Source organism: Gillisia sp. JM1 (assembly GCF_000424645.1).
In the GTDB taxonomy this organism is placed as follows: Bacteria; Bacteroidota; Bacteroidia; order Flavobacteriales; family Flavobacteriaceae; genus Gillisia.
In genome coordinates this window covers 331,650-345,145 of the sequence record NZ_KE384218.1, presented here as the reverse complement: position 1 = coordinate 345,145, position 13,496 = coordinate 331,650, and the positions used below count along the sequence as shown (strand labels likewise).

The 13,496-nt window shown below is 35.6% G+C and carries 13 protein-coding genes and 1 tRNA gene; 3 read left to right on the top strand and 11 right to left on the bottom strand.

Annotated elements, in window-relative coordinates; all coding sequences use genetic code 11:
• Window positions 1–67 precede the first annotated feature (67 nt).
• Window positions 68–1,525 (top strand): RNA polymerase factor sigma-54, encoded by a 1,458-nt coding sequence (rpoN, locus tag H033_RS0104840; RefSeq protein WP_026837279.1) that lies wholly within the window; start codon window positions 68–70, stop codon window positions 1,523–1,525.
• 47 nt (window positions 1,526–1,572) lie between these two features.
• Window positions 1,573–2,130: a hypothetical protein gene (locus tag H033_RS0104835; RefSeq protein ID WP_231367550.1), complete on the top strand. Its 558-nt coding sequence runs from the start codon at window positions 1,573–1,575 to the stop codon at window positions 2,128–2,130.
• On the opposite strand, the gene H033_RS0104830 is transcribed toward H033_RS0104835, so the two are convergent.
• The 9 genes from H033_RS0104830 to H033_RS0104790 all read right to left on the bottom strand — a co-directional run bounded on the left by H033_RS0104830 (window position 2,125) and on the right by H033_RS0104790 (window position 8,514).
• Window positions 2,125–2,829, bottom strand: a complete 705-nt coding sequence (locus H033_RS0104830; RefSeq protein ID WP_026837277.1) for a porin family protein — start codon at window positions 2,827–2,829, stop codon at window positions 2,125–2,127. The genes H033_RS0104835 and H033_RS0104830 overlap by 6 nt on opposite strands.
• A 106-nt stretch (window positions 2,830–2,935) precedes the next feature.
• On the bottom strand, window positions 2,936–3,415 hold the full coding sequence (locus tag H033_RS0104825; protein ID WP_026837276.1) for an ExbD/TolR family protein: 480 nt from the start codon (window positions 3,413–3,415) through the stop codon (window positions 2,936–2,938).
• A 28-nt stretch (window positions 3,416–3,443) separates the two neighbouring features.
• Complete coding sequence (locus H033_RS0104820; protein WP_026837275.1) at window positions 3,444–4,055, bottom strand: ExbD/TolR family protein; 612 nt, start codon at window positions 4,053–4,055, stop codon at window positions 3,444–3,446.
• A 3-nt stretch (window positions 4,056–4,058) separates the two neighbouring features.
• Window positions 4,059–4,496, bottom strand: a complete 438-nt coding sequence (locus H033_RS0104815; RefSeq protein WP_026837274.1) for a hypothetical protein — start codon at window positions 4,494–4,496, stop codon at window positions 4,059–4,061.
• Between the two features lie 13 nt (window positions 4,497–4,509).
• A complete protein-coding gene (locus H033_RS0104810; RefSeq protein ID WP_026837273.1) occupies window positions 4,510–5,304 on the bottom strand; it encodes a MotA/TolQ/ExbB proton channel family protein in 795 nt (264 codons plus the stop codon).
• A gap of 71 nt (window positions 5,305–5,375) precedes the next feature.
• Window positions 5,376–5,463: transfer RNA gene (locus H033_RS0104805), tRNA-Ser, on the bottom strand.
• A gap of 73 nt (window positions 5,464–5,536) precedes the next feature.
• Window positions 5,537–6,565, bottom strand: coding sequence for an asparaginase (locus tag H033_RS0104800; RefSeq protein WP_026837272.1), 1,029 nt, complete (start codon window positions 6,563–6,565; stop codon window positions 5,537–5,539).
• On the bottom strand, window positions 6,549–7,691 hold the full coding sequence (locus tag H033_RS0104795; RefSeq protein WP_026837271.1) for a 1-acyl-sn-glycerol-3-phosphate acyltransferase: 1,143 nt from the start codon (window positions 7,689–7,691) through the stop codon (window positions 6,549–6,551). Before H033_RS0104795 ends, H033_RS0104800 begins: the two co-directional genes overlap by 17 nt.
• Window positions 7,692–7,746: 55 nt before the next feature.
• Window positions 7,747–8,514: a TatD family hydrolase gene (locus H033_RS0104790; protein WP_026837270.1), complete on the bottom strand. Its 768-nt coding sequence runs from the start codon at window positions 8,512–8,514 to the stop codon at window positions 7,747–7,749.
• Between the two features lie 51 nt (window positions 8,515–8,565).
• Here H033_RS0104790 and H033_RS0104785 point away from each other — a divergent pair, with 51 nt between their 5' ends.
• Window positions 8,566–9,003 (top strand): TIGR02281 family clan AA aspartic protease, encoded by a 438-nt coding sequence (locus tag H033_RS0104785; RefSeq protein ID WP_026837269.1) that lies wholly within the window; start codon window positions 8,566–8,568, stop codon window positions 9,001–9,003.
• 260 nt (window positions 9,004–9,263) lie between these two features.
• Here H033_RS0104785 and odhB read toward each other — a convergent pair whose 3' ends face one another.
• Both odhB and H033_RS0104770 read right to left on the bottom strand, forming a co-directional pair.
• On the bottom strand, window positions 9,264–10,577 hold the full coding sequence (gene odhB / locus H033_RS0104775) for a 2-oxoglutarate dehydrogenase complex dihydrolipoyllysine-residue succinyltransferase (RefSeq protein WP_026837268.1): 1,314 nt from the start codon (window positions 10,575–10,577) through the stop codon (window positions 9,264–9,266).
• Between the two features lie 75 nt (window positions 10,578–10,652).
• Entirely contained in the window at window positions 10,653–13,430 is a 2,778-nt protein-coding gene (locus H033_RS0104770) for a 2-oxoglutarate dehydrogenase E1 component (RefSeq protein WP_026837267.1), read from the bottom strand.
• Between the last annotated feature and the right edge of the window lie 66 nt (window positions 13,431–13,496).

The window sequence follows — 13,496 nt, the reverse complement described above, 5'->3', positions numbered from 1 at the left end:
ATATGGATGCCAAAGCTACAATAGCATGCTTTTTGCTTATTTTTGTGTAAAGCGCAATTTATCACCTATGCTAAAGCAGCAATTAAATTTTAAATTATCTCAAAAGCTCTCCCCTCAGCAAATACAGTTGATGAAGCTTATCCAGTTGCCTACGCAGGCTTTCGAGCAGCGTATCAAGGAGGAACTAGAGGAAAATCCTGCGCTGGAAGATGGGAAAGAAGACTTAGATGCAGAATTCGATGATGAGTTTTCCAACGACGAATATGATAATGATGATAGCGACACTATAGATACCGATATTAATGTAGACGATTATCTAAGTGATGATGAGACACCAAATTACAGGCTTCAGGCAAATAACTATAGTGCAGATGATGAAGAAAAAAATGTGCCTTATGCTTCTGGCACTTCCTTCGCACAACATTTAAAGAGTCAATTAAGCACTTTCAGACTAACGGACCTCGAAAGAGAGATCTCAGATTTTCTTGTGGGTAGTGTAGATGAAAGTGGCTATATAAGAAGGACCTTACAAGATATAGTAGATGATCTTGCCTTTACCCAGAACGTTTATACCGATGAAGAATCGGTTGAAAAAGTTTTAAAGAAAGTTCAGGAATTAGATCCTGCAGGGGTTGGAGCACGTTCGCTTCAGGAGTGTTTACTAATACAATTGAAGCGCAAGCAAGCAACTAAAGAGGTTTCATTGGCGACAGACCTGCTTGATAAATCTTTCGATCACTTCAGCAAAAAGCATTATAACAAATTACTTGCAAAGCATGATATTTCTGAAGATGAACTTAGAGATGCGATAGATGTAATCGAGCATTTGAATCCGAAGCCGGGTGGTGCTTTTTCTGGTAACTTAAGAATGGTGGAGCATGTTATTCCAGATTTTGCCATTAAAATTATTGATGGAGAATTGGAATTGACCTTGAATGGTAGAAATGCTCCAGAAATGCATATTTCTAATGATTACAGCAATATGCTTAAAGGTTATAAAGAGTCTAAAGAAAAAACAAAATCGCAAAAGGACGCGGTAATGTTTATAAAACAGAAGCTGGATTCTGCAAAGTGGTTTATAGATGCAATTAAGCAGCGCCAGCAGACTCTGATGGTTACAATGAGTTCTATCATGAATTATCAAAAAGAATTCTTCCTGAGTGGAGATGAGCGTAATTTACGCCCTATGATCTTAAAGGATATTGCAGATGAGATTGGAATGGATGTTTCCACTGTATCTCGGGTTGCAAACAGTAAGTATGTAGACACTCCTTACGGAACCAAGCTTATTAAGGAATTCTTTTCTGAATCTATGACGAACGACCAAGGAGAAGAGGTTTCTACCAGAGAGATCAAAAAGATCTTGGAAATATCTATTGATGAAGAAGATAAGCGCAAGCCTTTAACCGATGATAAACTTGCAAAGTTATTGCTAGAAAAAGGATACCCTATTGCAAGGAGAACAGTTGCAAAATATAGAGAACAACTGGATATTCCGGTAGCTCGAATGAGAAAAGAGATTTAATGAAGTTCCTGATTAAAAGCGCTTCCTATATTTTTCATCCATTATGGATGCCTTTTGCTGGAAGTTTATTTTACTTTGTAGTTACTCCAAGATTTTTTCCTTTTTCACTGATTCAAGCCAAATTATTGGCTATTGCAATTACCACTCTGTTCATTCCAGTTGTCTTTTACTTTCTTCTGAAAAATTTAGGCAAGGCAGAGTCTGTTTTTCTCAAAGATGTTAGACAACGCCGTTGGCCCCTATTTTTTTATAGTTTACTTATTGGCCTAAACCTCTATCAGATCTTAAACATTTACAATTACCCAGCATTATATTATTTTTTTGTGGGTATCTTGTTTTCAATAATAACAGCATTTATTTTGGCATGGCTCAAATTAAAAATAAGCCTACATATGTTAGGCCTCTCGGGGATTTTTATGTTCGTATTAGCTCTTAGTATTTACTATAGACTAAATCTAATATACGTTATAGCCTTTTTAATAGCTGCCTTGGGGCTAACCGCAACTTCCAGATTACATTATAAAGCCCATACTTGGTTAGAATTATTACTTGGGTTTTTTATTGGCTTTTTACCTCAATTAATAGTACTTAATTATTGGTTATAAAATATAGAACATCAAGCCAAGTTTAAAAGTAGTTATTCCCACTGGCGTGTTATTGAGTTGAGCATCCTTAAAGAAGGGATTTAAGCTATAATACACGTGAAAATTGAAGGTATTGTAACCAAAGGTAAAAGTAGTTCCTAACCGCAATCTATCCAGTTCCGGGACATCGGTTTGAATGACTTGATTAGAGTCTTGTCTATAATTAGACTTAAAATAATAAATATACCCCAATCTAAATCCTGTATATATTCTCCAGAACTTATAAGAGTCTGGAGTAGAAGTTCGCCATCTAAATTCTAGGGGTACCTCCAAAAGTTGAGTAGAAAATCTATTAAAGTCATAATTTACTTCTGGATCACTTAGATTTCTGAAGATCGTATTATTATTTTCATCTTCCCCAATAAACATTTCTTGGCCATAGGAATTTAAGGACCAACCCAATCCAGCACCTAAAGCTATATTCCGGCGTTTATTGAGAGGAAAATCCCTAATAAAACCAAGATGAACCCCCCCAGAAAATCCAGACTGGGCAACAGATTCTGGAAGATCTGTCAAAAGGTGAAAAGTTAACCCCACATACAATTGATCTTCTCTATATAGACTATCTATAGGTTTCAAAAGCGTATCTACTGCAGTAGCCTGGGAAAATGTAGGGAACATTGTAAAAAGACCAAATGCAAAAAATAGAAGTTTTTTCATTTTCAAAGGGTTAATTCCTGTGCACATTCAGAAAGTTAAATATAAAAAAAACATCCCATCTGGTAGATCCAGATGGGATGTTTTATAAACAGTAATGTAACAGATCTTAATTATTCTTAGCTACTTCTCCTATTCGGGTTGTGTAGTTAATTTTAAGCGCTTCTGCCTTTCTTAATTCTTGTTTGATATCTGATACCAACCCCATATTAGTGTCAACATCTACCTTTAAAGCTGTTGTTAAATAAGGAATCAACTCTTCACGTTTAGTCTCTCTTTCTGCATAAATAAATTTTTGGACATCACTTACCGACGCAAATTTATCGTTTAACTGAATTCGAGCTTCACTACCAAATTTCTGAGTATATCTAGAACTTGGTTTTCCTGCATAAATATACATCACCAATTCCTTTCTATCCAACTTTTCCACTTGATCTGCGAAGGGTAACTTATTTTCAATCATCAAAGTGTTTTGACGCATTACCGTAGCCACCATAAAAAAGAAAAGCAACATAAAAACGATATCTGGCAACGATGCCGTATTTACCGCTGGTAATTCACCACTCTTTTTCTTTTTAAATTTAGACATAACTAGATTGAATTAAATTTTTTTAAATCTAAGAGCTTTTTGGCTCTGCTTCAGACAATAACTGAGGGTACATTTCTTTTACTTGATCTATCTGCTCTTCCATCTTATCCTTATTACCTTTAAAATTAGGATCGTTGTATTTAGCTTCCATTTCAGTAAAATCCATACTGTAAAGTCTTTGCGATTCCCTGTTTCTTAGTTCATTGTAAGCAGCAACCAATTCGTTTTGTACAGAGATATAAGTTCTATACTCAGTTTGACGGTCATTTACCAATGAGATAATAGCTTTTTTAGGATTATCTGATGCTTGTGGATCTCTAGCTCCTTTACAGTAAGTACATCCATCTTCACCAACTCCTCCTCCATTATCAAGAAAATCTTTCGCAGCTTGACGTAGTTCACTCAGTTGCATTACTTGATCTTCAACTAATAAATCGTTATTTCTATTAACGATTACAGTAAAGATGTTTTTCTGCTTAATTACTGGCGGCACAACGTCCTCATCTTGAATAGGGGGCAATTTACGGCTGATTCCCCTATCGGTCTCAATTGTTGTAGTTACCAAGAAGAAAATTAATAGCAAAAATGCTATATCGGCCATAGAGCCCGCATTAACCTCTGGTGCTGATCTTTTAGCCATAATTTATTTTATTAATTTTCTTACTCCGGAAAGTACCATCGCTCCCACTGCTATTGCAGCTAGAATGTAAAACATTACCAAGCCGGCACCAACCCAATGATCTGCACTTGCAGATAAAGTATCACCGTCTTTAAGTTGAACTTCTGTACCATCAGTTAATACGTAAGCTATAACTATAACTAATAAAAATGCTCCTACTGAAATAAGTGTGTTCTTCACATTACCAGAGAACAATCCTTTAATTACAAAGAAACATACTATTAATATACAAATAGCTAATACAATATAGCCAACCCACATCATAGGTTCAAGTAAACTATTTTGATCTGCCGCTGAGGCGGAAATAGCATCATCACCAGCTATAATAATTCTACCCAGAAGGATAAGACCTATTACACCAATAACAAGTGCTAAATATTTTAAAACTTTGTGTATGGTCATGATTTATTATTTCTTAGATTCTTTTTTTGTTTTTGTAATCAACCAACATGTCGATTAATAGGATAGAAGCATCTTCCATATCATTTACAATACTATCAATCTTAGCGATGATATAATTATAAAAAATTTGAAGAATAATCGCTACGATCAAACCAAATACAGTTGTAAGAAGTGCTACTTTAATACCACCCGCTACCAATGAAGGTTGCATATCTCCAGCTGCTTCAATTTTATCGAAGGCTTGAATCATCCCAATTACCGTTCCCATGAATCCTAACATCGGAGCCAAAGCGATAAATAAAGATACCCAAGAAACATTCTTCTCAAGTTGTCCCATTTGCACACCACCGTAAGCAACAACAGCTTTCTCAGCAGCTTCAATACTTTCGTCTGCACGATCTAAACCTTGGTAATAGATAGAGGCAACTGGTCCGCTTGTGTTTCTACAAATTTCTTTAGCAGCTTCTACTCCGCCATTATTCAATGCATCTTCAACATCTTGAGCTAATTTCTTAGTATTTGTTGTAGATAAATTTAAAAAGATAATTCTCTCAATGGCTATGGCCAAACCAAGAATTAAACATAAAAGTACGATACCCATAAATCCGGCACCACCTTCTATAAAACGCTTTTTAAGTTCTTGGTGAAAACCTAAATCTTCCTCTTCTGTGTCGAGGCTTGCTTCGTCATCCTGAACAATCGTCTGGATATTATCAGGTAAGATGTTTACATTAATTGTCGCATTAGCTTGTGCTGCTCCAAATAACATAATCGAAGCGATTACCAAAGTTGAAAATAATCTTTTCATTACTGTTTGTCTTAAATTAATTAGTTAAAGGGTTAAAGATATAAAAATAAACTTTTAATAAAAATAAATTGCAGAGAGGAAGGGATTCGAACCCTCGATACGCTTTTGGCGTATACACGCTTTCCAGGCGTGCGCCTTCGACCACTCGGCCACCTCTCTAATTTGTTTATTTTAATTAGTGTGCCAAATAACAAAAAAAAAAAATTACCATCAAAATAAGAATCGTTAATATTTATAACATTTCCCCACGTAAGGAAGTCTCATAGATGGTTTTGAATACTTTAGGTGATAATTTTTTTCCTAAAAGGTACATTAATTTTGCTATTGCGGCTTCTGTAGTAATGTCTTTACCAGACACCACTCCTATTTTCTTTAATTGCGTACTTGTCTCGTAATTGCCCATGGCCACACTGCCCGCAACACACTGAGTGACATTAATGACCACTAAACCTTTAGAAATATGCTTTTTTAGTAAATTAATAAACCACGCATCTGTTGGTGCATTTCCGCTACCAAATGTCTCTAATATGACGCCTCGCAGATTTTTCTTCGCCAAAATATGCGCAACTGTACTTTCCGTTATTCCCGGAAATATCTTTAAAATAAGCACATCTGAGTTGAAATCTTTATGCAATTTCACCCTTTTTCTTCTATTTGTTGACCAAAGAGCCGAATGATTTACAGATAAATATACTCCAGACTCTGCTAAAGGTGGATAATTTGAAGATGAAAATGCCTGAAAATGTTCTGCATTTATCTTCGTAGTTCTATTGGCTCTATATAATTTATATTCAAAATAAAGACAAACTTCGGAAATAACAGGCCTTCCTTGTTTTTGCAATCCTGCAATTTGAATACTTGTAATTAGATTTTCTTTGGCATCTGTTCTTAAATCACCAATAGGTAATTGAGAACCCGTAAAAACAACTGGTTTTGTAAGATTCTCAAACATGAAGCTTAAGGCAGAAGCAGTATAAGACATGGTATCGCTCCCATGTAGGACCACAAATCCGTCATAATCCTCGTATCTCTCTTCAATGATCTCTGCAATTCGAATCCAATTCCCTGGGTTCATATTAGAAGAGTCTATGGGCTCCTTAAAACTCACGGTATCTATGGAATGTTCCAGTAGCTTTAACTCAGGAATATTTTGAAGCAATTCACTAAAATTAAAGGCCTTTAGAGCCCCGGTTTCAAAATCTTTAATCATACCAATGGTTCCACCGGTATAGATCAATAAAATATTAGATTTTGTTTTCATTCAGGGCTTCATGATTTATCACAGGATTAGCATACATTAAAAGGTAACTATTAACTTCAAGTGCATTTTTAACGTCCACCCGGCGAGATAACCTTCTCTCGAACTGCCTTTTCTCCTTGTCTGTATATCTGCTGGCGTGAACTTCAGAATTATTTAGAAGGTCGCAGGCTACATAATTTGCAGGCCAAAGTTTGTAATTTTTATAGATCTTAGAATCAATAGCTCCAGCAATAGTTTTTAGTTGATCATTAACAGAGTTTTCTGTTTTCTCTAATTCATTAAACCAATTTTCATCTAGGATTTCTCCCGCAGTAATATGGATCCTTCCCTTATTACCCAAAGCACCCTTCAGAATAGAGTTGAAATCCTCGTGCTCAGATTTTTTATAAATCACTTCATTTCTTTTAGCCATCAATTCTGGCATTTTAAGAACATCTGTAGGGTCAAACTCGTATGAGATGGAAACTGGAACAATTTTAATTTTTGAAAAATATTCAGAAATACTCATATCGCCTTTAGCCATAGCAATCATTTTAAGAACTCCTTGTTGAGTAACATCATTGCCGTCTTTGGTACGACCTTCTCGTTGTGCCATCCAAACAGATCTATTCTCTTCTAGCAATAAATGCCGAATATACTCTGAAAGGTTCAATGAACTGCGAAGCATCTCCCTAGGAGTAAGTCCACGTTGAACAAGAAAATTTCTATTGAGTCTGGATAATAATAATAAAAATGGTTTTTGCACTAGATTATCTCCAATCGCTGAAGCAGTCATCACTAAATCTTGCTCATATAAAGCATAATTAATTAGGCTGGTATCTAATATGATATCCCTATGATTAGAAATAAACATATAAGATTCATCTTTTTTTAGATTTTCAAAGCCACTATAAGAAAGCCCCTCAGAGCTTTTTTCTAATACTTTTCTTACGGAATGATAAATGACTTTTCCTTGAAAATCTCGGATAGAATGGCAATCGTCTAAGATTTGTTTAATCTCCTCGAATGACATTTCAGGAAATGTAAATTGTAACAAGGTTTTAACCATTGGGTGATTAGCATACTTATTTAGAGCAGCTTGCACCTCATTATCATTATAAAATCTTATTTCTTCGAAGTTGGACACGTACAATATTTGGTTAGCTTCACAAAAGAACAAAATAATATGTTAATTCCCCACATTACACACCGAATATATCTTTGGAGTTTTTCGTGGTAATAGCAGCAACCTCCTCTAGATCGAGCTCGTAAAGAGCTGCGATTTTTTCTGCTATTATCTGAATGTAAGCACTTTCATTTCTTTTCCCTCTGTGTGGCGCAGGAGCTAAATAGGGTGAATCTGTCTCTAAAACTATATACTCAATAGGTATTTCAGCTAAAAATTTATCTAAACCCCCATTTTTAAACGTGACAACACCACCTATTCCCAGTTTCATATTATAAGAAAGCGCTTTTAAAGCCTGTTCTTTATTACCGGTAAAACAATGAAAAATCCCAAAAAGATCATTTCCTTTTTCAGACTCCAACACTTCAAAAACCTCATCGAATGCATCCCTACAATGAATTACAATTGGCAGATTCTTAGATTTGGCCAATTGAATTTGGCGCTTAAAGGCAATTTGCTGTTCTTTAAGCAGTGTTCTATCCCAGTAAAGATCTATCCCTATTTCACCTACAGCATAAAAACTCCTTTTTTTAAATTGCTCTTCAATATGTTGTAATTCCTTTTCAAAATCGCCTTTAACAGAGGTTGGGTGTAATCCCATCATTAGAAAAACATTGTCTGGAAATTGATTTTCTAGAGCATACATGCTTATTGTATGAGAAGAATCTATAGCCGGGATAAAAAAGCGGCTGATTCCCTTTTCAATAGCCTTATTGATAGCTTCTTCCCTATCGGAATCAAAATCCTTACTATATAAATGCGTGTGAGTATCTGTTAAAATCATAATTGCAAAAATAATTTATTTTGAAGACCTATCTTTGTCAAAACATAACGAATGTCATCCCTTAGGAAATTATTAGAACGCAAAGGCTATTATCGCATTAAATTAAAATATACTGAAACCAATCACTTTGAATTGGTGGCAAAAATAAATGAAGTTCAGGGTAATTTTATTCTAGACACTGGTGCTTCTAGCACCTGTGTTGGTTTTGATGCTGCCGCTCATTTTAAGTTGTTGGGCGAAGAAAGTAAGATTAGAGCCGCAGGAGCTGGCGGTACCAATATGTTAACCCAGATCGCTTTAAAGAATAGTATTGAAATTGAGGGCTGGAAAACCAAAAAACTGGACCTCGTTCTTTTTGATCTTACCCATGTAAATGAAGCCTTAGTAAACCATAAAGCTGAAAAAGTACATGGAATTATTGGTGCAGATATATTAAAAAAAGGAAAAGCAGTTATAGATTATAAAAATAAAGCCCTGTATTTAAAATAATTTATGAAAATGGGGAAAAACCCCCATTAAATTATCCATTGTTTCCTGCTAAATTTGAATATGAAAATAGATATCATAGAAAGTTTAGCAAAAAGAAAAGGTTTTACTAATGCGGCATTTGTTTTGCTTGCAATAGCAACTATTGCAATACTTCTTTTGAATATACTAACATTGATAGCATTATTTTGATTGAAATAAGCCAAAAAAAAGCTCGCAACTTCTAAAGTTGCGAGCTTTTTTTATTTAATAATCTTGTTGAACTATAGTTCCAAGGCTCTTTTCACATCGTTATCCATCAATAATTCCTCTGGACTTTCTAATGCTTCTTTTACCGCAACCAAGAAACCAACAGATTCTCTACCATCTATCACCCTATGATCGTAAGATAAAGCAACAAACATAATAGGTCTTATCTCTACATGTCCATCTATTGCTACTGGTCTTTCAACAATGTTATGCATTCCTAAAATCGCACTTTGAGGTGGGTTGATAATAGGAGTAGATAACATAGATCCAAATACACCACCATTGGTAATTGTAAAAGTACCACCCGTCATTTCATCTACGGTAATATTTCCATCTCTAGCTTTTAGAGCTAGACGTTTTACATCATCTTCTACAGCTCTAAAGCCCATATTTTCAACATTTCGCATTACAGGCACCATAAGTCCTTTAGGACCAGATACCGCAATACTTATATCCTTATAATCGAATTTTATTTGGTAATCCCCATCTATCATAGAGTTTACATCTGGGTATAATTCCAAGGCGCGAACTACTGCTAAGGTAAAGAAGGACATAAATCCAAGTCCAACTCCATGCTTTTCCTTAAACTCCTCTTTATATTGTTTACGCAAAGAGAAAATTGCCGACATATCCACTTCGTTAAAAGTAGTAAGCATGGCAGTTTCATTTTTAACATTTACTAAACGCTCCGCAACCTTTCTACGAAGCATAGACATTTTCTTACGCTCTTCGCCTCGTTTTCCAGGCCCTGGAGTTCCCATAGAAGCTTTAGCCTGAACGGCATCTTCTTTGGTAATTCTCCCGTCACGACCAGATCCGGAAACAGATTTAGAATCAATTCCTTTTTCATCCATAATCTTCTTGGCAGAAGGAGATGGAGTTCCGGTAGCATAAGTTTTATCTTGTACTTGGGAAGGAGTTGAAGGCTTAGAAGGTGTTTGTGTTAAAGCCTCTCCTTTATCGCTATTAGCTTTTGTAGAGGTTTCTTCCCTTTGCTCTTTAACTTCCTCTTCTACAGATTCATCCTTAGAGTCGTCTTTAGATTCCGTTTTTTCTTTAGTTTTTTCTTTAGTGTCCCCGCCTGGTTTTGGAGCATCTGTATCTATTAAACAAACTACGGCACCAACAGCAACAGCATCACCTTCTTCAGCTTTTAATGTGATAATTCCACTAGCTTCAGCAGGAAGTTCTAAGGTTGCTTTGTCGCTATCCACTTCAGCAATTGGCTGATCTTTTTCTACATAATCTCCATCTTCTACAAGCCATTGAGCAATTTCAACCTCTGTAATAGATTCTCCCGGAGAAGGAACTTTCATTTCTAAAGCCATGATCTTTTATTTTATGTTTTTGAATCTTCCTTATTACTAAGAAAGGATGTTTTATTTATTAGTATTGGAATTTGATTAAACCATAGTTTTATCAAACACACTTGCAATTACTTTTTCGTGTCGCTTTTTGAATCTTACTGAACTACCCGCTGCCGGAGATCCATAGAATTTTCTACTACATACTCTGAAGCTTTTTGCTTCTTCAAAATGTAATAATAAGTAACTATATGCTCCCATATTTCTTGGTTCTTCCTGAGCCCAAACAATATCGTCTGCATTCTTATATTTAGCCATTACTTCTTTTATCTTCTTTTCCGGTAAAGGAAATAATTGCTCTACTCTAACTAGCGCTATATCATCTCGCTTATTCTCTTCTTGATACTCTAAAAGATCATAGTAAAATTTCCCAGTACAAAATACTAAGGATTTTACTTTATCAACTTTAGCTGAAGCATCATCTATCACCGTCTGGAAAGTTCCTGTTGCGAATTCCTCTTTAGTAGAGATCACCTTAGGGTGTCTTAGTAAACTTTTAGGTGTAAATATAATAAGTGGTTTTCTGTAATTCACCTTCATTTGTCTTCTCAACAAATGAAACATATTTGCAGGGGTTGTAACATCGGCCACAAACATATTGTCTGTTGCACAAAGCTGTAAGAAACGTTCCATTCTACCAGATGAATGTTCTGCTCCTTGCCCTTCATATCCGTGTGGCAATAACATTACCAATCCGTTTTGAAGTTTCCATTTATCTTCTGCAGCCGAAAGATATTGATCCATTATAATCTGGGCTCCGTTTACAAAATCTCCAAATTGTGCTTCCCAAATAGTTAAAGTATCTGGACTTGCCATGGCATATCCGTAATCGAAACCAACGACACCATATTCCGATAATAGAGAATTATAAATAGAGAATCTACCCTTCCTATCTGGAATATTATTGTGAAGTATGATCTCTTCTTCACTGTCTTCTACTTTTACAATAGCATGACGATGAGAAAAAGTCCCTCTTTCTACATCCTGTCCACTCATTCGCACACTATATCCTTCAGTCATCAACGTACCATAAGCAAGCAATTCTGCCATCGCCCAGTCTAACTTGTTGGTTTCAAAATACATAGTCTCTCTTGCTTCTATAAGTTTTGCAATCTTTCTAAGGAATTTTTTGTCCTTAGGAAGCTTAGAGATCACTTTTGCAACCTTATCGAGCGTCTTTATATCTATTGTAGTATCTACAGGAGCCATCATGGTGTCTTCCCGTACATTCTCAAATCCTTCCCATTCATCTTGCATGAAAGGAGTGATTCTTGTAGTATCTTCTTTTCTGGAATCTTCCAGTTCTTCTTCTAAGTTAGCCTTATATTCTTCTTCCAGCTTTTTAACATAGCCTTCTTCAATTACGCCACTTTTTATCAGTTTTTCTGCATAAATATCCCTAGGGTTTTCATGCTTTGCAATTGCTTTATAAAGTTTGGGTTGTGTAAATCTAGGTTCATCCCCTTCATTATGCCCGTATTTTCTATAGCCTAAAAGATCTATAAAAACATCTCTTTTAAATTTCATTCTGAAGTCCAACGCAAATAAAACAGCGTGAACTACAGCCTCTGCATCATCTGCATTTACATGAAGCACCGGAGAAAGTGTCACTTTTCCAACATCTGTACAATATGTAGAAGAACGACCGTCTAAATAGTTCGTAGTAAAACCAATTTGATTGTTCACTACGATATGGATAGTACCGCCAGTTTTATAACCTTCCAATTGTGCCATTTGCACCAACTCGTAAACCACACCTTGACCAGCAATGGCCGCATCCCCATGCACTATAATTGGGAGCACTTTAGAAAAATCATCTTTATAATGCCTGTCCTGTTTTGCTCTGGAAATTCCTTCTACAACCGCTCCCACAGTCTCTAAGTGAGATGGGTTTGGCGCAATATTTATATTTATTTCTTTACCATTTGTAGTAGTTCTACAACTTGTCCATCCTAAGTGATATTTTACATCTCCATCAAAAATGTCCTGTTCGTAGTCCTTGCCATCAAATTCGCTAAAAATATCTTTTGCGCTTTTTCCAAAGATATTGGTAAGCGCATTCAATCTACCGCGGTGAGACATTCCCATTACAAAATCTTTCACTCCAAGATCTGCCGCTTTTTCTATAATGGTATCCAATGCAGGGATCAAACTTTCGTTTCCTTCCAGAGAGAATCGTTTTTGTCCTACGTATTTGGTGTGCAAAAAGCTTTCAAAAGAAACTGCATTGTTTAATTTTGAAAGTATATTTTTTTTCTCAGCGTCAGTAAACTTAGGCTGATTATCGTTTATATTTAATTTTTTCTGAATCCAATCTATTTCCTCAGGCTTTCGGATATACATATATTCTACTCCAATAGACTGGCAATAAATGGTCTCTAAATGAGACACAATATCTTTTAAAGTTGTGGTTCCAATACCAATAATTTCTCCGGCACTAAAAGTTTTATCCAGGTCTTCTGAAGAAAGACCGAAATTCTCTAATGCTAAAGTTGGTACATATTGTCTACGTTCTCTTACAGGGTTTGTTTTAGTAAACAAATGTCCGCGAGTTCTATATCCGTCTATTAACTTAATTACCTGAAACTCTTTTCTTATGTTTTCCGGGACTTCCGCTAATGTAAACTCCTGTTTTGCAGCACCATTTTCTTGGTGCGTTTCTTTAGAAAGCTCTCCATTTTGCTCCATTCCGAAGTCGAAACCTTGAAAGAAAGCTCTCCAGCTAGGTTCTATATTATCCGGGTTTTGTAAATACTGATCGTAAAGATTGGCGAAATAGGCTGAAGGTGCAGCGTTAAGAAATGAAAATTTATCCATATTTGGAAACTAATGTTTCTTTTGTATTAAACAAAGCAAAAATACAATTTTTAGAATTTATAGCTT

Coding starts and splice junctions, on each gene's coding strand:
- odhB (WP_026837268.1), bottom strand. CDS start 10,577: ATGGCTTTAGAAATGAAAGTTCCTTCTCCGGGAGAATCTATTACAGAG.
- H033_RS0104830 (WP_026837277.1), bottom strand. CDS start 2,829: ATGAAAAAACTTCTATTTTTTGCATTTGGTCTTTTTACAATGTTCCCT.
- rpoN (WP_026837279.1), top strand. CDS start 68: ATGCTAAAGCAGCAATTAAATTTTAAATTATCTCAAAAGCTCTCCCCT.
- H033_RS0104770 (WP_026837267.1), bottom strand. CDS start 13,430: ATGGATAAATTTTCATTTCTTAACGCTGCACCTTCAGCCTATTTCGCC.
- H033_RS0104785 (WP_026837269.1), top strand. CDS start 8,566: ATGTCATCCCTTAGGAAATTATTAGAACGCAAAGGCTATTATCGCATT.
- H033_RS0104825 (WP_026837276.1), bottom strand. CDS start 3,415: ATGTCTAAATTTAAAAAGAAAAAGAGTGGTGAATTACCAGCGGTAAAT.
- H033_RS0104835 (WP_231367550.1), top strand. CDS start 1,573: ATGCCTTTTGCTGGAAGTTTATTTTACTTTGTAGTTACTCCAAGATTT.
- H033_RS0104820 (WP_026837275.1), bottom strand. CDS start 4,055: ATGGCTAAAAGATCAGCACCAGAGGTTAATGCGGGCTCTATGGCCGAT.
- H033_RS0104810 (WP_026837273.1), bottom strand. CDS start 5,304: ATGAAAAGATTATTTTCAACTTTGGTAATCGCTTCGATTATGTTATTT.
- H033_RS0104800 (WP_026837272.1), bottom strand. CDS start 6,565: ATGAAAACAAAATCTAATATTTTATTGATCTATACCGGTGGAACCATT.
- H033_RS0104815 (WP_026837274.1), bottom strand. CDS start 4,496: ATGACCATACACAAAGTTTTAAAATATTTAGCACTTGTTATTGGTGTA.
- H033_RS0104790 (WP_026837270.1), bottom strand. CDS start 8,514: ATGATTTTAACAGATACTCACACGCATTTATATAGTAAGGATTTTGAT.